Annotated in this window: 21 protein-coding genes; 12 read left to right on the top strand and 9 right to left on the bottom strand. The window is 70.8% G+C overall.

Annotation, left to right across the window (positions count from 1 at the left end):
• Positions 1–9: 9 nt before the first annotated feature.
• The gene (locus tag AB4Z01_RS24815) at positions 10–1,056 is read right to left on the bottom strand and encodes an SDR family oxidoreductase (protein WP_441698531.1); all 1,047 of its coding nucleotides are present in this window, start codon (positions 1,054–1,056) and stop codon (positions 10–12) included.
• Positions 1,057–1,170: 114 nt separating this feature from the next.
• On the opposite strand from AB4Z01_RS24815, the gene AB4Z01_RS24810 reads away from it, so the two are divergent.
• The gene (locus AB4Z01_RS24810) at positions 1,171–2,076 is read left to right on the top strand and encodes a LysR family transcriptional regulator (RefSeq protein ID WP_441698530.1); all 906 of its coding nucleotides are present in this window, start codon (positions 1,171–1,173) and stop codon (positions 2,074–2,076) included.
• Between the two features lie 82 nt (positions 2,077–2,158).
• Positions 2,159–3,079: a DUF4436 family protein gene (locus AB4Z01_RS24805; RefSeq protein ID WP_441698529.1), complete on the top strand. Its 921-nt coding sequence runs from the start codon at positions 2,159–2,161 to the stop codon at positions 3,077–3,079.
• A gap of 27 nt (positions 3,080–3,106) precedes the next feature.
• Here AB4Z01_RS24805 and AB4Z01_RS24800 read toward each other — a convergent pair whose 3' ends face one another.
• A complete protein-coding gene (locus tag AB4Z01_RS24800; RefSeq protein ID WP_441698528.1) occupies positions 3,107–3,454 on the bottom strand; it encodes a GFA family protein in 348 nt (115 codons plus the stop codon).
• A gap of 189 nt (positions 3,455–3,643) precedes the next feature.
• Here AB4Z01_RS24800 and AB4Z01_RS24795 point away from each other — a divergent pair, with 189 nt between their 5' ends.
• The 4 genes from AB4Z01_RS24795 (at position 3,644) to AB4Z01_RS24780 (ending at position 7,070) form a co-directional block, all read left to right on the top strand.
• Positions 3,644–5,161 (top strand): MDR family MFS transporter, encoded by a 1,518-nt coding sequence (locus AB4Z01_RS24795; RefSeq protein WP_441698527.1) that lies wholly within the window; start codon positions 3,644–3,646, stop codon positions 5,159–5,161.
• A 56-nt stretch (positions 5,162–5,217) separates the two neighbouring features.
• Positions 5,218–5,760 carry a methylated-DNA--[protein]-cysteine S-methyltransferase gene (locus AB4Z01_RS24790; RefSeq protein ID WP_441698526.1) on the top strand — a complete coding sequence of 181 codons (543 nt, stop codon included), beginning with the start codon at positions 5,218–5,220 and terminating at the stop codon, positions 5,758–5,760.
• 70 nt (positions 5,761–5,830) lie between these two features.
• Positions 5,831–6,682, top strand: a complete 852-nt coding sequence (locus AB4Z01_RS24785; protein ID WP_441698525.1) for a helix-turn-helix domain-containing protein — start codon at positions 5,831–5,833, stop codon at positions 6,680–6,682.
• 28 nt (positions 6,683–6,710) lie between these two features.
• Entirely contained in the window at positions 6,711–7,070 is a 360-nt protein-coding gene (locus AB4Z01_RS24780; RefSeq protein WP_441698524.1) for a VOC family protein, read from the top strand.
• 249 nt (positions 7,071–7,319) lie between these two features.
• Here the strand turns inward: AB4Z01_RS24780 and AB4Z01_RS24775 are convergent, their stop codons facing one another.
• From AB4Z01_RS24775 to AB4Z01_RS24765, 3 genes are all read right to left on the bottom strand, one after another.
• A complete protein-coding gene (locus AB4Z01_RS24775; RefSeq protein WP_441698523.1) occupies positions 7,320–7,694 on the bottom strand; it encodes a c-type cytochrome in 375 nt (124 codons plus the stop codon).
• A 64-nt stretch (positions 7,695–7,758) separates the two neighbouring features.
• Positions 7,759–9,924, bottom strand: a complete 2,166-nt coding sequence (locus tag AB4Z01_RS24770) for a molybdopterin cofactor-binding domain-containing protein (protein WP_441698522.1) — start codon at positions 9,922–9,924, stop codon at positions 7,759–7,761.
• A gap of 14 nt (positions 9,925–9,938) precedes the next feature.
• Positions 9,939–10,391, bottom strand: a complete 453-nt coding sequence (locus AB4Z01_RS24765; RefSeq protein WP_441698521.1) for a (2Fe-2S)-binding protein — start codon at positions 10,389–10,391, stop codon at positions 9,939–9,941.
• Between the two features lie 239 nt (positions 10,392–10,630).
• Here AB4Z01_RS24765 and AB4Z01_RS24760 point away from each other — a divergent pair, with 239 nt between their 5' ends.
• Genes AB4Z01_RS24760 through AB4Z01_RS24750 form a run of 3 tightly spaced genes read left to right on the top strand, consistent with a single transcriptional unit; the run spans position 10,631 to position 12,826 of the window.
• Entirely contained in the window at positions 10,631–11,050 is a 420-nt protein-coding gene (locus AB4Z01_RS24760; RefSeq protein WP_441698520.1) for a hypothetical protein, read from the top strand.
• Between the two features lie 10 nt (positions 11,051–11,060).
• Entirely contained in the window at positions 11,061–12,002 is a 942-nt protein-coding gene (locus AB4Z01_RS24755; protein ID WP_441698519.1) for a diacylglycerol/lipid kinase family protein, read from the top strand.
• Entirely contained in the window at positions 11,999–12,826 is an 828-nt protein-coding gene (locus tag AB4Z01_RS24750) for a metallophosphoesterase family protein (RefSeq protein WP_441698518.1), read from the top strand. The genes AB4Z01_RS24755 and AB4Z01_RS24750 overlap by 4 nt, the downstream gene beginning before the upstream one ends.
• 1 nt (position 12,827) lies before the next feature.
• Here AB4Z01_RS24750 and AB4Z01_RS24745 read toward each other — a convergent pair whose 3' ends face one another.
• Positions 12,828–14,168, bottom strand: coding sequence for an aminotransferase-like domain-containing protein (locus AB4Z01_RS24745; protein WP_441698517.1), 1,341 nt, complete (start codon positions 14,166–14,168; stop codon positions 12,828–12,830).
• A 121-nt stretch (positions 14,169–14,289) separates the two neighbouring features.
• Between AB4Z01_RS24745 and AB4Z01_RS24740 the strand changes: the two genes are divergently transcribed.
• Together AB4Z01_RS24740 and AB4Z01_RS24735 are read left to right on the top strand one after the other, a co-directional pair.
• Complete coding sequence (locus AB4Z01_RS24740; RefSeq protein ID WP_441698516.1) at positions 14,290–14,670, top strand: DUF983 domain-containing protein; 381 nt, start codon at positions 14,290–14,292, stop codon at positions 14,668–14,670.
• A gap of 109 nt (positions 14,671–14,779) precedes the next feature.
• Positions 14,780–15,517 (top strand): class I SAM-dependent methyltransferase, encoded by a 738-nt coding sequence (locus AB4Z01_RS24735; protein WP_441698555.1) that lies wholly within the window; start codon positions 14,780–14,782, stop codon positions 15,515–15,517.
• Between the two features lie 28 nt (positions 15,518–15,545).
• On the opposite strand, the gene AB4Z01_RS24730 is transcribed toward AB4Z01_RS24735, so the two are convergent.
• The 3 genes from AB4Z01_RS24730 to AB4Z01_RS24720 all read right to left on the bottom strand — a co-directional run bounded on the left by AB4Z01_RS24730 (position 15,546) and on the right by AB4Z01_RS24720 (position 16,873).
• On the bottom strand, positions 15,546–15,872 hold the full coding sequence (locus AB4Z01_RS24730; protein ID WP_441698515.1) for a hypothetical protein: 327 nt from the start codon (positions 15,870–15,872) through the stop codon (positions 15,546–15,548).
• A gap of 65 nt (positions 15,873–15,937) precedes the next feature.
• A complete protein-coding gene (locus tag AB4Z01_RS24725; RefSeq protein WP_441698514.1) occupies positions 15,938–16,387 on the bottom strand; it encodes an SRPBCC family protein in 450 nt (149 codons plus the stop codon).
• 33 nt (positions 16,388–16,420) lie between these two features.
• Positions 16,421–16,873, bottom strand: a complete 453-nt coding sequence (locus tag AB4Z01_RS24720) for an SRPBCC family protein (RefSeq protein WP_441698513.1) — start codon at positions 16,871–16,873, stop codon at positions 16,421–16,423.
• Positions 16,874–16,984: 111 nt separating this feature from the next.
• Here AB4Z01_RS24720 and AB4Z01_RS24715 point away from each other — a divergent pair.
• The coding region (locus AB4Z01_RS24715) for a hypothetical protein (RefSeq protein ID WP_441698512.1) at positions 16,985–17,306 on the top strand (322 nt) is incomplete at its 3' end.

Genomic DNA, 17,306 nt, shown 5'->3' with positions numbered 1-17,306 from the left:
TAGGCCCACTCACGGAATGATCCGGCGTCGGCGCAGGTCGCGGAAGATGGCGAGAAACATGGCCTCGGTGTCGACTGTGTCATGGAAGCCGAAGAGGCGCGACTTGGTGGTGTCGCCGAACATGTCGTAGTCGAGGCCGAAGATGAAATCGGCGAAGCGCCAGGACGACACGTCGCGATATGGGGTCGGTGCCAGCCCGTGCTTCGCGATCATCGACCGCCACAGCAGCTCCTTGTCCGCCATCATGGTGTCGAGCGGCATCGGCAGTGGCGGCGCCACCTCGAGCTCGAAGAACCGGGCCAGGCGCGGCCACAGATCGGTCCAGCGGAACAGGTCGCCATTGGCGATGTTGAAGGCCTGGCCGGCGGCCCGCGGGTCGGTCGCGGCCCAGACCGTGGCCCGGGCCAGCAGGCCGGAATCGGTCATCTGCAGCAGCTTGTCGTAGGCGCCCGGCTTGCCCGGGAACCGGAACGGCAGGCCGAGTTCCTTCGCCATGGCGGCGTAGACGGCGATAGCGACCGCCAGGTTCATCGGGTTGCCGAGCGCGGTGCCGCCGACCACCGCCGGGCGGATCGCCGACCAGCCCCAGCCACGGGTCTCTGCCCGCTCCCGCAGCCAAGCCAGCTGGTCGATCATGAATTCCGGCGGCATCGGGCCGGGGTCGTCCTCCCGCGCCGGAGTCTTGAACGGGCCGAGATGGCCGCCATAGACCTTGTAGCCCTGCATCAGGCTGACATGGCGCAGCCCCGGCGCCTCCGCCGCCTCCACCGCATTGACCAGCATGGCCAGGTTCGGCGCCACCAGCTCGGCCCAGCTCGGCCGGTCCTGGAAGGCGGCGTAGAAGATGTGGGTGACCTCGCGCAGGTCCCCCAGCTTGTCCCGCGCATCGGCGGGGTCGAGCAGGTCGACCGCGATGTGCCGGACCCGGCCCGCCGCCTCGCCGCCGCGGCGCGACAGGCCGATCACCTGCCAATCCTCCAGCGTCGCCAGATGCTCCACCAGGTTGCGGCCGATCACCCCCTGGGCCCCGACCACCAGCGCCGTCTTCCGGTCCATCTCTCTCTCCATTCCGATCGCCCGCAGGCTCCGGCCTAGAGATCATTCATTCATCATGGATTGAGTAGATGATCGGATCGACTATCATCCATAAGCAACACTTTGAGATCGGCGATGGACCGCTTCACAACCATGGCCACCTTCGTGCGGGTGGCGCAGCTCGGCAGCCTCTCGGCGGCGGCGCGGGATCTCGGCCTGACCCAGCCGGCAGTCAGCCAGCAGGTGACGGCACTGGAGCGGCGGCTGGGCGTGCGCCTGCTCAACCGCAGCACCCGCCGCCTGGCCCCGACCGAGGCGGGCGAGCGCTACCTCGCCCAGGCCCGCCGCATCCTCGAGGCGGTGGCCGATGCCGAGGACGGGCTGGCCGAGGCGTCGGACGCTCTGACGGGAAGCCTGCGGGTGCATGCGCCGGCCGGGCTGGGTCAGGCGCATCTGGCGCCGATCCTGATCGGCTTCCAGCAGCACCACCCGGAACTGGCGGTCGAGCTGATCGCCGATGACCGCTATGCCGACCTGATCGGCGAGGGCGTCGATCTCGCCATTCGCCTCGGCGCCCTGGCCTCGCCCGGCCTGGTGGCGCGGCGCCTGGCGACGTTGCGCCGGATCCTGGTGGCCTCGCCCGCCTACGTCGCCGCCCACGGCGGCCCGGAAACGCCGGAGGAGCTGGCCGGCCATCCGCATGTGCGCTTCAGCTGGGCCACGTCCGGCGAGGCGGTGCCGCTGGTCGGCCCGGACGGGCCGCTGGAGGTGCGGGTGCGGTCGCGCTTCCTGGCCAACAATGCCTTCGTGCTGATCGAGGCGATCCGCGCCGGCATCGGCATCGGCGGCGCCCAGCTGCCGCTGGTGCAGCCGCTGCTCGACCAGAGCGTGCTGGTGCGGGTGATGCCGGACTATGCCTACGCTCCATTGGAGGTACATGCGGTCTACCCCTCCGGGCGCTTCGTGCCGCGCCGGGTCCGCGCCTTCGTCGACCACCTCGCCACCGCGCTGCCGGGCATTCCGGGGCTGGACCGGGACTAAGGCTTAGGGGGTAGCCGGCCGATCTGGCCTTGCCGCCCCTGCCTCGGCTTTGAAATGATCCGGAAAACCGCGGCGCGAGGCCATGGACGTCCCTGACAAATCGGCAGCCGATGCAGCCGGAGAACAAGCCTCACCGGGACGGCCCGCCTCGCTGCCGCGCCGGGCGATGGTGCTGGCCGCGCTGCTGGCCGGGTGTGTGATCGTCTACGCTCTCACGCTTGCCTGGATCGATGTGTCGACCGCGCCGGTCGAAACCGAATTCGGCGCCTCGGCCGGCGACGCCAGGGTCAGGCTCTACCTGCAGCCGGTTCAGGTCGATCCGGTCAATGATTCTCTCCAGATGCGGATCAGCATGACACCTGATTCGTCCCTGGCGGATACGGCGTCGACGACCGCTGATCGCGATTTCCTGATCCGGATCACGCGTGGCAAGCAGATCGAGCATGTGCATATCGGGGCTGGTCAGCCTCTCCCCGAAGTCACCTTCGAATTCGATCTCGATGATGGAACCGTTCGCGATTATCCCCTCGACCGGTATGTATCGGCCATGACGCTGGCGGCGAGCGAACGAAGCCCGGACGGCACCGAGGCGCCGCTGCCGATCCGTGTCACGGTCTGGGAGGGTCTCCTTGGCTACACCGTGAAGGCGCAGCAGGCGGCGGCGCAGACCGCCGATGAACTGCAGCTCCAATTCGCGGTCCGCCGCACGGGGGCGGTCGCGTTCTTCGGCATCGCGATCTATGGCGCCATCATCGTCATGGCGCTCTGCGCCCTGGTCATCGGCAGCCTGGTGTTCATCGGTGTGCGGAGGATCGAGGTCACGCTCGTCGGCGCGCTCGGCGCCGTGATCTTTGCCCTGCCCGCGCTGCGCATGGCGTTGCCGGGCGCGCCACCGCTGGGTGTCCGGCTCGACGTCCTCGTCTTCTTCTGGGCCGAGCTCGGCGCCGTCATCGCGCTTTGCCTGTTCGTCGCGGCCTGGGCGCGCCGCGGCGCCCGGCCCTGAACCGTCGATCTCGGCGACGCAGGGTCGCTACATCGACCGGCCGTCGAACTGATGCACCGGCACCGCCGCCAGGTCGATACCCTCGAGGCAGCGGATGTTGATGTAGGCCGACCGCTCCGTCCCCGGCGCGGAATCCTCGGCGAAGACGTGGATGCCGCAGTTCCGGCAGAAGCGGTGCTGGATCGCGTGGCGGTTGAACAGGTAGGTGCCGAGATCCACGGGCGCCGCCTGCACATGCAGGCCGAGATGCGGCACCGCCCAGAGCAGCGCGCCCTTGCGGGCGCAGATCGAGCAGTTGCAGGCCACGGCGCCGTCCAGCTCGCCCTCGACCTCGAAGGCGACGCGGCCGCAATGGCAGCTTCCCTTGTACAGCATGATCCCTCCCCATTGATCGGGCCGACGCCGGTTCCGAGTCGAAGCCCCGAAGCGGTAAAACGGCATGGCAGCCGGCACCCGGCCAAGCTTGCCCGGCCAGGCATGGTGACAAATGTAGAACAGATCCCCTGCCCTGTCCGCCGCACCAGGCCCACCCAGGGCCTGGAGAAATGTCCCCGAGGAACGCCGATGTCCACCGCTGTCGACCGGTCGAAGCGACCGTTCATCATCGCCTCGATCATGCTGGCGACCTTCATGGTCGCCATCGAGGCGACGATCGTCGCCACCGCCATGCCCCGCATCGTCGGCGAGCTCGGCGGCTTCACCTATTACAGCTGGGTGTTCTCGGCCTTCCTGCTGGCGCAGTCCACCACCACGGTCATCTACGGCAAGATGTCGGATGTGTTCGGCCGCAAGCCGGTCCTGGTCGGCGGCACGGCGCTGTTCCTGGCCGGGTCGGTGCTGTGCGGCTTCGCCTGGTCGATGGGATCGCTGATCCTGTTCCGGCTGCTGCAGGGCCTGGGCGCCGGCGCGATCACGCCGGTGACGATGACGGTGATCGGCGACCTGTACAAGCTGGAGGAGCGCGGCCGGGCACAGGGCATGATGGCCAGCGTCTGGGCCACCTCCGCCGTCATCGGGCCGCTGGCCGGCGGCGTCATCGTCGACCACCTGTCCTGGGCCTGGATCTTCTGGCTCAACCTGCCCTTCGGCGTGCTGACCATCCTGGGCTTCCTGCTGTTCCTGCGGGAATCGATCCAGCCGCGCCAGGTCCGGATCGACTACACCGGCGCCGCGCTGTTCTCGGCCGCCATCGTGTCGCTGCTGGTGATCCTGACCGAGACCGACGCCGATGGCTGGGTGCTGGGCGGCCTGGCGCTGCTGTTCCTGGTCGCGGGCTGGCTATTCCTGTGGCAGGAGCGGCGGGCGCCGGAGCCGATCATCTCGCTCGAGCTGTGGGGCCGCCGGCTGGTCGCGACCAGCAACATCGCCACCCTCCTGGCCGGCATGGCGCTGATCGGCCTGACCACCATCCTGCCGGTCTATGTCCAGGGCGTGCTGGGCCGGTCGCCGATCACCGCCGGCTTCACCCTGAGCATGCTGGTGTTCGGCTGGCCGCTGGCGGTGATGCTGTCGCAGCGGCTGTACCGAGCCTTCGGCGTCCGCCGCACCCTGCGGGTCGGCAGCCTGCTGTTCCCGATCGGCGCCAGCTTCCTGCTGTTCCTGACGCCGCAGACCCACCCGGTGGTGGCCGGCGCCGGCGCCTTCATCATGGGCTTCGGCATGGGGCTGATCAGCCTGACCACCATCGCCGTGGTGCAGGACAGCGTCGAATGGTCGATGCGCGGCAGCGCCACGGCGTCGATCATCTTCGCCCGCAACCTGGGCAGCACCATCGGCGCCACCGCGCTGGGCGCCATCCTGAACATCGGCATCGCCCATTTCGGCAGCGGCGCGCTGGCAGCGAGCGTGCACGACGTGCTGAACCAGCCGGCGGGCCTGGCCGAGCTGGCCGCCAACCCGTCCGTCCGCGGCGTCTTCGACCAGGCGTTGCACTGGACCTTCCTGGGCGTGGTGGCGATGGCGGTGCTGACCTTCGTCACCATCTGGCTGATCCCGATCGCCCCGCGCCCGGCAAGCGCCAGGCCGCAGGAAGCAGAGATCGAGACGGCGGCGGAGCCCGGCCCGGTTACGGCGGGCCACTGAGTTTGACCGCAAGAACCGGGCCGACTGCCCGAAGGATGGGCAGTATGATCCGGCCCATGAGCGAGCATCTCTATACCCTGTTCGAGACCGCCATCGGCCCCTGCGGCATCGCCTGGGGACCGCGCGGCATCACCGGCGTGCAACTGCCGGGGTCCAGCCCGGAGAGGACGCGGATGCGCCTGCTCCGGCGCTGCCCCGGCGCCGAGGAAGGCGCGCCCCCGCCCGAGATCGCCCGGGTGATCGAGCGCATCGGCGCCCTGCTGCATGGCGAGCGCGATGACCTGTCGGACGTGCCGGTCGACCTCGGCCGTGTCTCGGAGTTCGAAAGCCGGGTCTACGCCATCGCCCGCGCCATCCCGCCTGGGTCGACCATGACCTATGGCGAGATCGCCAAACGGCTGGGCGACCCGCTCTTGGCCCGCGACGTCGGCCAGGCGATGGGGCACAATCCGTTCCCGATCGTGGTGCCGTGCCACCGGGTGCTGGCGGCGGGCGGCAAGCCCGGCGGCTTCTCCGCCCCCGGCGGCGTCGACACCAAGCTGCGCATGCTGCGGATCGAAGGCGCCGCGGCCGCCGCCCAGGCCTCGCTGTTCGACTGACCAGGTGCGGCCGACTGGGCGCAGCCCGACCGGGCTTGCCCGGCGCGGCGGGCGCGCGCAGACTCGGCGCATGCCCGCCGAACAGATCCTGCAGCGCCCGTCGATGGTGGTCTATGACTACCGGTGCAGCGCCGGGCCGGGCGACCGTCCCTTCACCGAGCTGCACGCCGGCCATTCCCTCTCCTATGTCCGGCGCGGCAGCTTCGGTTGCTGCCAGCTGGGCCGGGCGGACGAGCTGGTGGCGGGGTCGGTGTTGGTCGGCCATCCGGGCGACGAGTTCACCTGCATGCACGACCACCACCATGGCGGCGACGAGTGCCTGTCCTTCGAGCTGGCCCCGGCCCTGGTCGAGGCGATCGGCGACGACCGCGCCGCCTGGCGCGCCGGGGCGATGCCACCGCTGCCCGGGCTGATGGTGCTGGGCGAGCTGGCCCAGGCCGCCGCAACAGGCCGCAGCGATCTGGGGCTCGACGAGGTCGGCATCGCCTTCGCCGCCCGCTTCGTCGCCCTGGTGACCGGGCGCGAGGTGCGGCCGGCCGAGCCCGCGGCGCGCGACCGCCGCCGGGCGGTGGAGGTGGCGCTGTGGATCGACGCCAATGCCGACCAGCCGGTCGACCTGGACGGCGCGGCCCGCACCGTCGGCCTGAGCCCGTTCCATTTCCTGCGGATCTTCGCCCGCAGCCTGGGCGTCACCCCGCACCAGTATCTGGTCCGCGCGCGGCTGCGCCGCGCCGCCCGGCTGCTGGCGGAGGACGCCCGGCCAGTGACCGACATCGCCTATGATGTCGGCTTCGGCGACCTCTCGAACTTCGTGCGCAGCTTCCATCGCGCCGCCGGCGTCTCGCCCCAGCGCTTCCGCAAGGCGGCCCGGGGCGACCGCAAGATCTTCCAAGAAAGGCTGGCCCCGATCGCCGCAGCATGACCTCCGGCTCAAAACGGAGGTTTCTGCCATGTACGATCATGTCGGCCTGAAGGTCCGCGACCTCGACGCCAGCCTGCGCTTCTACGAGGCGGTGCTGGCCCCGCTCGGCTACGGGGTCTATTCCCGCGGCGATGCCGATGCCGGCCTCGGCCCGACCGGGGCGCCGGCGCTGTGGCTGTACCGATCCGGAACGGCGGGCACGGGCACGCATGTCGCCTTCCGTGCGCCGGACCGCGCGGCGGTAGACCGCTTCCATGCTGAGGGTTTGGCCGCCGGCGGCCGCGACAACGGCGCGCCGGGGCTGCGGGCCGACTACAGCCCGACCTACTACGCCGCCTTCCTGATCGACCCGGACGGCAACAATGTCGAGGCGGTGTGGATAGGGTGACGGACGAAGGGGCCGGGGTGGAAGGCGGCGGTCATCGGAATCCGCCTCGCCCATTTATCCTCCCCTTCCCCTTGCGGGAGGGGGCCAGGGGGAGGGTTTGGCGCCGTCAGCGCAGAGGTCGACGGTCGCAACGAGAGTATCGCCGCCCCCGATGCCCGATCCTGTCATCGACACCCCCTCCCTCCACCCCCCTCCCGCGAGGGGAGGGGGAGAGTAGAAGGGTGGAGTCGTACGATTCGGTTCGCAGCCTTACGACGCGCCCAGCGTCTTCAGATAGGCGATGATGTCGGCGCGGTCCTGCGGGTTGGCGATGGCGCCGGCCGCCATCTTGGTACCCGGCACGGCCTTGTTCGGCGCCGTCAGGAAAGTGTCGAGCGTCGTCTCGTCCCAGGCCTTGCCGTAGGCGGCCATGGCCTTGGAGTAGGTGTAGCCGGCCACCGTGCCGGCGGTGCGGCCGAACACGCCGGACAGATGCGGGCCCATCTTGTTCTGCTCGGTCACCGTGTGGCAGGCACTACAGCGCGAGAACAGGGTCTGGCCCCGCGCCGCATCGCCATCGGCCAAAGCCGGCGTGCCCGCGCCGGCCACCAGCAGGGCCGCGAGGGCCCATTGCGTCAGCTTCATCTTCTTCCTCTTCCCTTCGGGATGGTGCCGGCGGGAGCCCTTGGCCCCCGCCGGGTTCGGTCGATCAGGACGATGATTTCAGCAGATCCGCGTCGAACGGCAGGCTGCGCAGGCGCTTGCCGGTGGCGGCGAAGATCGCGTTCGCCACCGCCGGGGAGACGGCGGCGGTCGCGGTCTCGCCGATGCCGCCGGGGGCCTCGGCGCTCTTGATCAGATGGGTCTCGACCACCGGCACCTCGTCGATCCGCATCGGCAGGTAGGTGTCGAAGTTCGACTGCTCCACCCGTCCGTTGGCGAAGGTGATGTTGCCGTGCAGCGCCGCGGTCAGGCCGAACAGCGAACCGCCCTGGACCTGGGCCTCGATCGTGTCCGGGTTGACCGCCAGGCCGCAATCCACGGCGCAGACCAGGCGGTGAACCTTGATCGACCCGTCGCCCGCCACCTCGACCTCCGCCACCATCGCGACATAGCTGCCGAAGGCGAACTGCACCATCACGCCGCGGCCATGGCCCTTCGGCAGCGGCGTGCCCCAGCCGGCCTTCTCCGCCGCCAGCGTCAGCGCCGCGAGGGCCCGCGGATTGTGGCCCAGCAGCGACTTGCGGTAGGCGACCGGGTCCTGCTTGGCCGCCGCCGCCAGCTCGTCGACGAAGCCTTCGACCACGAAGACGTTGTGGGTCGGGCCGACGCCGCGCCACCAGGAGGTCGGCACGCCCTGAGGCTCGACCCGGACATATTCGACCCGGATCGCCGGGAAGGCATAGGGCGGCTCGGCCGCGGCCTCGACCGCGTCGGCGTCGACCCCGTCCTTGAAGCCGGCCGGGAAGTAGCGCGCCATGATCGAGGAGCCGGCGATGCGGTGGGTCCAGGCCACCGGCCGACCTTCCACGTCCAGCCCGGCCGAGAACCGGTCGTAGTAATACGGCCGGTACATGTCGTGCTGGATGTCCTCCTCGCGGCTGTAGACCACCTTCACCGGGCCGTCCACCTGCTTCGCCACCGCGACCGCGCGGGCGATGCCGTCGACCTCGAGCCGCCGGCCGAAGCCGCCGCCGATCAGGTGGTTGTGGACCTGCACCTTCTCCTTCGGCAGGCCGGCGACCTGCGCGGCCACCGCCTGGGCCATGGTCGGGACCTGGGTGCCGACCCAGATCTCGCAGCTGTCCTTCCGCACATGCACGGTGCAGTTCATCGGCTCCATCGCCGCATGGGCCAGGAAGGGCACCTGGTAGATCGCCTCGACCCGCTGCGCCGCGCCGGCCAGGGCCTTCTCGGCATCCCCCTCGTTGCGGGCCACGGCGCCCGGCTTCTTCGACTCCTCCTCCAGCTGGCGGATCAGGTCGGCGCTGTTGACGCCGGCATTCGGGCCGTCATCCCACTGGATCGCCGCGGCCTCGAGCCCTTTCTTGGCCGCCCCCATATGGTCGGCGACCACGGCCACCGATTCGTCGGTCTTCACCACCTGGCGGACACCCTTGACCGCCATGGCCGCGGCCTCGTCCACCGATTTCGGCTTGCCGCCGCTGACCGGCGAGATCGCGATCGCGGCGACCTTCATGCCCGGCAGCTTCACGTCGATGCCGAACTCGGCCTTGCCGTTCACCTTGTCCGGCGTGTCCAGGCGCTTGGCCGGCTTGCCGATGATGGTGAAGTCCTTCGGGTCCTTCAGCGTCACCGATTTCGGGTCCGGCGCCGGCAGGGTCGCGGCCAGGTCGGCCAGCTCGCCATAGCCGAGCGACCGCTTGCCGTCCGAGACCTTGCCGAGTTGCGCCTTCAGCCCGGCCGGATCGACGCCCCATTGCTTGGCCGCGGCGGCGACCAGCAGGATGCGCGCCGTGGCGCCGGCCTGGCGCAGCGGCGTCCAGAAGCCGCGGACCGAGGTCGAGCCGCCGGTGAGCTGCGCGCCGATCAGCGGATTGGCGTAGAGCGCATCGCTGGGCGGCGAATGCTCGAGCCGGACCTGGTCCAGCCCGACCTCGAGCTCCTCGGCCAGCAGCATGGCCTCGGCGGTGTAGATGCCCTGCCCCATCTCGGCCGAGGGAATCACCAGGGTCACCAGCCCTTGGCGGTCGATGCGGATGAAGGCGTTGGGCACGAAGCCGGCTGCCTCGGCCGCCGCCAAAGCGGGCCGCAGCGCGGACGGCAGGGCGACGGTGAGGGCCAGACCGCCGCCGACGGCGGCGCCGACCTTGAGGAACCCGCGGCGATCGAGGGTGTACGAACCATCAGGCATGGTCTGATCCTCCCTCACGCCGCGGCTTTGTGGATCGCGGCGCGGATCCGCTGATAGGTGCCGCAGCGGCAGACATTGCCGGACATGGCGGCGTCGATGTCGTCATCCGTCGGCTTCGGCGTGTCCTTCAGCAGCGCCGCCGCCGACATGATCTGGCCGGACTGGCAGTAGCCGCACTGCACCACCTCCAGCTCCAGCCAAGCCTGCTGCAGGGCCTTGCCCTGCGGCGTCCCGCCGACTGCCTCGATGGTGGTGATGGCGCTGTCGCCGATGCTGTCGACCGTGGTGACGCAGGACCGCGTCGCCGCACCGTCGACATGCACGGTGCAGGCGCCGCACAGGGCCTGGCCGCAGCCGAATTTGGTGCCGGTCATGCCGAGCACGTCACGCAACACCCAGAGAAGCGGGGTGTCGCCGTCGACATCGACCTCTTGGGGTGTGCCGTTGATCTTCAACGTGAAAGCCATGGCTGCCTCTCGGGTGGCTGGGGCTGACGCCGCGGCCGACCACGCCGGTCGGCTGGCGTTCCAGATTGGGAGGGTGAGTTTTTCGAAGCTCGGCTGCGCGATCGGCCGGCCATGCATGGCCCGGCACCGCGCCCGACTCCAGTTTCGCCCTCACCTTAGAACGAAACGAGGCGGAAACGCAGCGAAACATCGCGCTCTGCGACCATTGAAGTAGCCGGCCCGCCGCACATCTCATCAGCATGAGCCCGCTGATCCGCCTGGCCCTTGCCGCCGGCCTCGTCGTCGCGGCGGCCTCCGCCGCCACGGCGCCCACCATGGCGCAATGCATCGTCGACCCCGGCCAGATCGGCAGTCCCTGCGCCGGCGGCATCGGGTCGCCGGCGATCACCCGCGGCCAGCGACCGGCCCCCCTGGAAATCACGCCGCCCGGGCAGACCAGAGCACCGCAGCTGGCGCCGTTCCGGGCCCAGCCGGTGCCAGCGCCGCGGCAGGCGGAGAGCCTGAGCCGCAAGGCGCCAAGCAACCCGCTGCTGCCGCTGCCCTCGGCCGGCGCAGCCTATCGCTGCGTCACGATGTATGGCAGTTGCCCGATCCCGGGCGGCACCATCCCGAGCACCGCCTGCACCTGCGAGGGCGGCACCACCGGCACCGCCCGATGAGGAGTGCCGGATGCGCGTGGCGCTGGTGCTGAACGGCGCCGCCGGCGCCCTGCTGGGCCGGCCGCGCGAGGCCATCGCGGCCCGGCTGCAGCAGATCCTGGCCGAGGCCGGGCACGAGCCGCGCGTGATGGTGGGTCAGGGCCCGGAGCTGTGCCGGGCCTTGGACGCCGCCATCGCTTCGGACGCCGAGGCGATCCTGATCGGCGGCGGCGACGGCACCATCATCGCCGCGGCCGAGCGCCTGCTGCCCGAGAACCGGGCCGGAACCGGCCGGCCGCTCGGCATCCTGCCGATGGGCACCGCCAACCTGCTGGCCCGCGATCTCGGCATCCCGCTGTCGCCCGAGGCGGCGCTGCCGGCTCTCCTGGCCGGCATCCCCCGGCGGATCGACGTCGCCCTGGTCAATGACCGGATCTTCCTGAACAGCTCGCTGCCGGGCATCGCCCCGCGCATGGTGCAGCAGCGCGAGCGGATGCGGCACGATCCCGGGCCGCTGAAATGGCTGCGGCTGCTGCGCGCCTTCTTCCGCGGCTTCGACCGCGGGCCACGGCTGCATGTCGTGCTGCAGGCCGACGGCCGGCCGGTGCGGCTGGTCACCCGCACGCTCGCCGTCACCAACAACCCGCTGGCCGAGGGTTTCGCCGCGATCCACACCCGCACCGCGCTCGACGGCGGCACGCTGGGCATCTACGCCGCGCGGATCGACCGCCGGCTCGATCTGTGGCGCCTGATCGCCCGCATCGTCGCCGGCACCTGGCAGCACGACCCCGCCGCGGCGGCGCTGGCGGCGCGCCGGGTCAACGTGATCTCGCGCCGCCCGCGGCTATGGGTCGCCAATGATGGGGAGAACCATTTCTTGGCGACGCCGTTGCGCTATCGCATCCTGCCGCGTGCGCTGACCGTGCTGGTGCCGCGCACCGATCCCGATACGCCCGACATGCCGGAGTTATGAAGAGCGTCGCCCACATCTCCGACCTGCATTTCGGCCGCACCGAGCCGGCGCTGGTCGAGGCCCTGCTGGCCGAGCTGAAGGCGCTCAAGCCCTCGGTGATCGCCGTCTCCGGCGACCTCACCCAGGATGCCCACAGCGGTGAATTCGCGGCGGCGCGGGATTTCCTGGACCGGCTGCCGGCGCCCTACATCGTGGTGCCGGGCAATCACGACATCCCGCGGCACAACCTGCTGTCGCGCTTCACCAAGCCGTTCTCGCGCTACCGCCGCTTCATCACCCCGGACACGGCGCCGCTGCTGGTCCAGGACGGGATCGTGCTGATCGGGGTCAACACCGCCCGGCGGCTGGTGGCGCATTGGAACTGGTCGCATGGCTCGATCAGCCTGGAGCAGATCGAGCGGGTGCGCGAGACGCTGCGCGCCCTGCCGCGCGGCATGCTGAAGATCGTGGTGGCGCACCACCCTTTCCTGCCGCCGCCCGATGCGCCGGAGACCAAGCTGATCGGGCGAGCCGAGACGGCGCTGCGCTTCTTCGCCACCGCCGGGGTCGACCTGATCCTGACCGGGCATCTGCACCGGGGCTTCTACGGCGAGGTCACCACCCATCATGGCCGGGTGCGGCGGCCGATCCTGGTGGCGCAGGCGGCGACCGCGACCTCGAGCCGCCGGCGCAACGAGCCGAACGCCTATAACCGCATCCTGGTCGATGGCGACCGGCTGACGCTGGAGCCGCGGCGCTGGGACGGAGCCGGCTTCGTGCCGATGCCGGTTCACAGCTTTCAAAAGGTCAAGGGTCGCTGGACGCCGCTGCCGGCGACGGAGTGACTCACACGATTGCCTGGCCCGGCGCGCTGGGCCAGGCGAGCAGTCCGGACAGGCGCAGCAGAGCCCGCTCCAGCCCCACCCGGTCGGCCACGCCGCCGAGCGACAGCCGCACCGCCGGGGGCGGCGCACCGGCCACATCGAAAGCATCGGCTGGCACCACCAGCAGACCCGATTCCCGCGCGGCCGCGGTGAAGGCCACCGCCGTCCAGCCTTCCGGCAAAGCCAGCCAGAGATGATTGCCGTCCGGATGGGCGGCGACGGCACCGGCCGGCAGCATCGCGGCCGCCAGGCGCTGCCGGGCCCGGTTCTCCGTCCGGATCGCTGTCGTCAATTCGTCGAGCGTGCCGTCGCCGATCCAGCGCGTGGCCAGGCCGGCGGTCAGCGGCGAGGCCATCAGGCTGATCGCGCGCAGCCCCGCGGTCAGCGGCAGCGCCGCCCGGGCGTCGGGCGCCGCGACATAGGCGACGCGCAGCGCCGGCGTGGCGCATTTCGACAGCGAGGCGACGTGCCAGGCGATCTCCGGCGCCAGGGCGGTCAGCGGCGGCGGCGCCGTCTCCGGCAGCGCGCCATAGGCGTCGTCCTCGATGACTGCGACGCCGTACCGACGGGCGGTGGCGGCGATCGCCTGCCGCCGCTCCAGCGGCAGCGTCGCCGTGGTCGGGCTGGCGATGGTCGGCACGAGGTAGAGCGCTTTGGGCGGGCCGGTCCGGCACAGATGCTCGAACGCCCCGGGATCGAGGCCATCGCGATCTTGCACCAGGCCGGCCAGGCGCAGCCCGAGATGGGCGGCGATCGCCCGCATGCCGGGATAGGTCAGGCCGGCGCAGGCCAAGGTGTCGCCGCGGTCGAGCAGCAGGTCAAGCAGGCCGAACAGCGCGCTCTGCGCCCCCGCCGCGACCACCACCCGGTCCTCCGCCACCGCGCCGAGGCGGCGGCCGAGCCAACCGGCGGCCGCGGCGCGGTCGCCGGCCGTACCGCCGCTGGGCTGGTAGCCGAGGCTGGCGGCGCCATCCGGCCCCGCCAGCAGCGCCGCTAGGCCCTGTGCCACCCGGTCGCCCAGCCCCGGTGGCCGCGGCGGCACGTTCATGCTGAGGTCGAAGCCATCCGCAGTCGTCGCCGGCGCCGCGGCGGCAGGAACGCCACGGACGAAGCTGCCGCTGCCGGTGCGTCCTTCGACCAGCCCCATACGCTTCAGCTCGGTGTAGGCACGGGTCACCGTGGTCAGGTCGACGCCGAGCTGTGCCGCCAGCTGCCGCTGCGCCGGCAGGCGAGATCCCGGAAGCATCGCGCCGGAGCGGATTCGGTCGGCCAATTGGGCGACGATCGAGCGGTATTTCGACATTGGTCAGCGGCTGCGGCGGTTCATCGCATATCCATACACTTGAACAAGATGTATGGCAATACTAGATGATGCGCGTACAATCGACCGCAGCCACCCCGCGGCCTGCCACAGGGGACTCACCATGGCCACCTACCCGACGCTGAAGCCCTTCCAAGTCGGCATCCGGGCGCGCTGCCCGCGCTGTGGCCAGGGCCACCTGTTCCAGGGCTTCCTGACCCTGGCGCCGCGCTGCGATGTCTGCGGCCTGGATTACGGCTTCGCCGATCCGGCGGACGGACCGGCCTTCTTCGTCATCTCGATCGTCAGCTTCCCGGTGATCGCCTTCGCCGCCTGGCTGGAACTGGCCTATGAGCCGCCGATCTGGGTGCACCTCCTGACCTCGGTGCCGCTCCTGATCGGCGGCTGTCTTGCCCTGCTGCGGCCACTGAAGGGCTGGCTGGTCGCCGCCCAGTACATCAATGATGCGCGGGAGGCCCGGCTGGCCGGCAAGGACGAGGACTGACGGTCGACGGTGCCGCCGGCGCTCGCACGTGCCCGGCCGTCTCCTGTACCGTGGCTCCGGCCTGACGTCAGGCGCGCCGCTCGGCAGGAGGAGACGCGACGTGTTTTCGATGAACTCGTTCGAGGGGATGCGGGTGCTGTCCTTGGTGCGGGACGGCGACTACGCCCATGCCGGCGAGGAAGAGGCCATCGAGCTCGCCATGCGGCCGTTCGAGAAGCAGCCCGGCCAGATCATCGTCGACGCCGGATGCGGACGGGGCGGCACGGCGAATTATCTGCAGGCGAGGGGCTGGGGGAAGGTGGTCGGCTTCGACATCGAGCCCGCCTCGATCGCCGCCGCCCGGACGAATTATCCCGGCGTGGAATTCCACGTCTGCGATGTTTGCGATGCCGACCGGACGGTCGGCGTCACCGCCGGCATCCTGTGCATGTTCAACGCCTATTACTGCTTTCCGGACCAGGTCCGGGCGCTCCGAACACTGAGAAATATCTCAACGGATGGCACCCGGATGGTGATCTTCGATCACGTCAATCGCGGCAGCTACGACCCGCATGCCTTAATGGACGCGGGAAGACCGTTTCTGCCGAGCCCTCCGCTGCTGTCCCGGATTCCCGATGTGCTGGACTCCGCCGGATGGCGGGTCACCGACGTGGAGGAGGCGCATGACTCCTACGTCAGGTGGTACTCCGTCCTGGTGGCGAAGATCGAGGCGAAGCGATCCGACATCCTCGCCCTGGCGGGTGCGGCGGGCTACGACCATGTCCTGTCGCTGTATCGCGGGCTGCTGCAGGCCGCGCATCAGGGCAGCCTGGGCGCAGCCTTCATCCGCGCGGTGCCCAAAGGGTAGGATCCGGGCCGGGAACCCAGCCGCGCCGTCAGCGTTCTGCGGCCAGCTTCTCCCGGATGCCGTCCGGCCCGCCGGCCATGCGCCGGGCGAAGGGCCGGTCGGGGTCGATGACGCGCCAGAACGGCGCGCTGCCATCCTGGCTGATCCGCACCAAGTGGCGCTGGGTGGTGACCGGGCAGCAGGCATCGGCCCCATGCTGCGCCGCCAGCGTCCGCCGCAGTTCAGTGAGATCCGACAGCCGGCCGGGTGGGGCCGCCCGCAGCGCGTCGGCGACCATGCCCTCGCTCGGGATCAGCATGCTCTGCGTCTGGTTTCGGCCCTTGCGGCGCGACTTGATGACCGGTCTCTCATCCATGGCTCACCTCCGGAACGGGTCTCTCCGAAGGACGAACGGGGGAGCCGGACTCCGACAGGCGAGGATCAGCCGGTCCGGCCGAGCCAGGGATCCGGCCCTGGATCGCGTCCGCCGCCGGCAACGGCCAGACGGTCGAGGTAGTGGCCCCAGCCCTCGGCATGGCCGGCGCATTGCTCGGCATTGGGCAGGCCGGTGTGGGTCATCTTCAGCAGCGTGCCGTCCGGCTGCTCGACCAGGTCGATCTCGACCAGGCTCGACCCCGGCGGCACCACCTCGCTGCCGTCCCAGCCGAAGCTGTAGGACAGGCGATGCACCGGCACCACCTCGCGGAAGGCGCCGCGGGCGAAGCGGGCGCCGGTGACGTTGACCAGGTACAGGCCGCCGGGCTGCGGGTCGAGCTGCGCCTCGGTGCCCATCCAGCGCAGGATCTGCTCCGGATCGGTCAGCAGTGCGAACACCGCGGCGGGCGGCGCCGGAACATGGGTTTCGCGGTGGACGACGAGGGCGTCTGGCATCGGTCTCTCCACGGTTGCCGCTGGCCGCGGCGATCAGCCTTTCGGCGCGTCGCAGGCCTGCATGTCGGGGCCGGGGTCGAGGTCCGCAACCACGGCCGCCAGCCGGTCGAGATAATGCGCCCAGCCCTTGGCATGGGCCGGCACGGCCGAAGGCGGCAGGCCGCTATGGGTCATCCGCATCAGGGTGCCGTCCGGCTGCTCGATCAGGTCGATCTCGATCTGGCTCGACTCCGGCGGGACCTCTTCATTGCCCTCCCAGCCGAAGCTGTAGACCAGGCGGTGCACCGGCACCACCTCGCGGAAGGCGCCGCGCACCTTGTCCTTGCCGTTGACGTCGAGCAGGTAGAGGCCGCCCGGCTGCGGCTCCAGCGTCGCTGAGATGCCCATCCAGCGCAGCAGCTTCTGCGGGTCGGTCAGGAAGGCGAAGATGGTGGCGGGCGGCGCCGGAATCCGCATCTCGCGCCGGAAGACGGTTGGGTCGTCCATGGGCTTGCCCTGCCATCCAATCCTACAAGGCCGGCAAAATAACACGGCCGGGACGGAGTTCGCCACCCACGACGGGTGACAGGCCCGGGGCCGCGGCGGCATGATCGCGGCATGGATCTGCCCGCGCCCCTCGCCTGGCTGCTGGACGAAGCCGGCGCCTCGCCCGGACCCGACCGTTTCCTGGCCGAGCTCGGCGGCCGCCTGCTGGCCGACGGGCTGCCGCTGGCCGGCGCCGCCCTGACCCTGGCGGTGCCGCACCCGATCGTCGCGCGCCGCACCTGGCTGTGGCGGGCCGGCACCGGCGCGGTGATCGAGGCGCTGGGCTTCGCCGGCATGCCGCTGGCGGCCGCCGGCCCGCCCGGCCGGGGCGGCCGCGACTGGCTGTCGGGGCTGGGGCCGGGCCCGGTGCAGGAGCACACCGCCGGGCCTGCCG

It is taken from the genome of Inquilinus sp. YAF38 (assembly GCF_052113205.1).
GTDB lineage: Bacteria > Pseudomonadota > Alphaproteobacteria > DSM-16000 > Inquilinaceae > Inquilinus.
Note: the sequence above shows the minus strand (reverse complement) of the source record. Positions and strands in the feature narration are given on the sequence as shown.

Excerpts from the sequence above, each read along its gene's own strand:
- AB4Z01_RS24800 (WP_441698528.1), bottom strand. The coding sequence starts at position 3,454 with ATGCTGTACAAGGGAAGCTGCCATTGCGGCCGCGTCGCCTTCGAGGTC.
- AB4Z01_RS24780 (WP_441698524.1), top strand. The coding sequence starts at position 6,711 with ATGTACGATCATGTCGGCCTGAAGGTCCGCGACCTCGACGCCAGCCTG.
- AB4Z01_RS24720 (WP_441698513.1), bottom strand. The coding sequence starts at position 16,873 with ATGGACGACCCAACCGTCTTCCGGCGCGAGATGCGGATTCCGGCGCCG.
- AB4Z01_RS24730 (WP_441698515.1), bottom strand. The coding sequence starts at position 15,872 with ATGGATGAGAGACCGGTCATCAAGTCGCGCCGCAAGGGCCGAAACCAG.
- AB4Z01_RS24760 (WP_441698520.1), top strand. The coding sequence starts at position 10,631 with ATGAGCCCGCTGATCCGCCTGGCCCTTGCCGCCGGCCTCGTCGTCGCG.
- AB4Z01_RS24755 (WP_441698519.1), top strand. The coding sequence starts at position 11,061 with ATGCGCGTGGCGCTGGTGCTGAACGGCGCCGCCGGCGCCCTGCTGGGC.
- AB4Z01_RS24770 (WP_441698522.1), bottom strand. The coding sequence starts at position 9,924 with ATGCCTGATGGTTCGTACACCCTCGATCGCCGCGGGTTCCTCAAGGTC.
- AB4Z01_RS24775 (WP_441698523.1), bottom strand. The coding sequence starts at position 7,694 with ATGAAGCTGACGCAATGGGCCCTCGCGGCCCTGCTGGTGGCCGGCGCG.
- AB4Z01_RS24785 (WP_441698525.1), top strand. The coding sequence starts at position 5,831 with ATGCCCGCCGAACAGATCCTGCAGCGCCCGTCGATGGTGGTCTATGAC.
- AB4Z01_RS24810 (WP_441698530.1), top strand. The coding sequence starts at position 1,171 with ATGGACCGCTTCACAACCATGGCCACCTTCGTGCGGGTGGCGCAGCTC.
- AB4Z01_RS24740 (WP_441698516.1), top strand. The coding sequence starts at position 14,290 with ATGGCCACCTACCCGACGCTGAAGCCCTTCCAAGTCGGCATCCGGGCG.
- AB4Z01_RS24750 (WP_441698518.1), top strand. The coding sequence starts at position 11,999 with ATGAAGAGCGTCGCCCACATCTCCGACCTGCATTTCGGCCGCACCGAG.
- AB4Z01_RS24805 (WP_441698529.1), top strand. The coding sequence starts at position 2,159 with ATGGACGTCCCTGACAAATCGGCAGCCGATGCAGCCGGAGAACAAGCC.
- AB4Z01_RS24795 (WP_441698527.1), top strand. The coding sequence starts at position 3,644 with ATGTCCACCGCTGTCGACCGGTCGAAGCGACCGTTCATCATCGCCTCG.
- AB4Z01_RS24745 (WP_441698517.1), bottom strand. The coding sequence starts at position 14,168 with ATGTCGAAATACCGCTCGATCGTCGCCCAATTGGCCGACCGAATCCGC.
- AB4Z01_RS24735 (WP_441698555.1), top strand. The coding sequence starts at position 14,780 with ATGAACTCGTTCGAGGGGATGCGGGTGCTGTCCTTGGTGCGGGACGGC.
- AB4Z01_RS24815 (WP_441698531.1), bottom strand. The coding sequence starts at position 1,056 with ATGGACCGGAAGACGGCGCTGGTGGTCGGGGCCCAGGGGGTGATCGGC.
- AB4Z01_RS24725 (WP_441698514.1), bottom strand. The coding sequence starts at position 16,387 with ATGCCAGACGCCCTCGTCGTCCACCGCGAAACCCATGTTCCGGCGCCG.
- AB4Z01_RS24765 (WP_441698521.1), bottom strand. The coding sequence starts at position 10,391 with ATGGCTTTCACGTTGAAGATCAACGGCACACCCCAAGAGGTCGATGTC.
- AB4Z01_RS24790 (WP_441698526.1), top strand. The coding sequence starts at position 5,218 with ATGAGCGAGCATCTCTATACCCTGTTCGAGACCGCCATCGGCCCCTGC.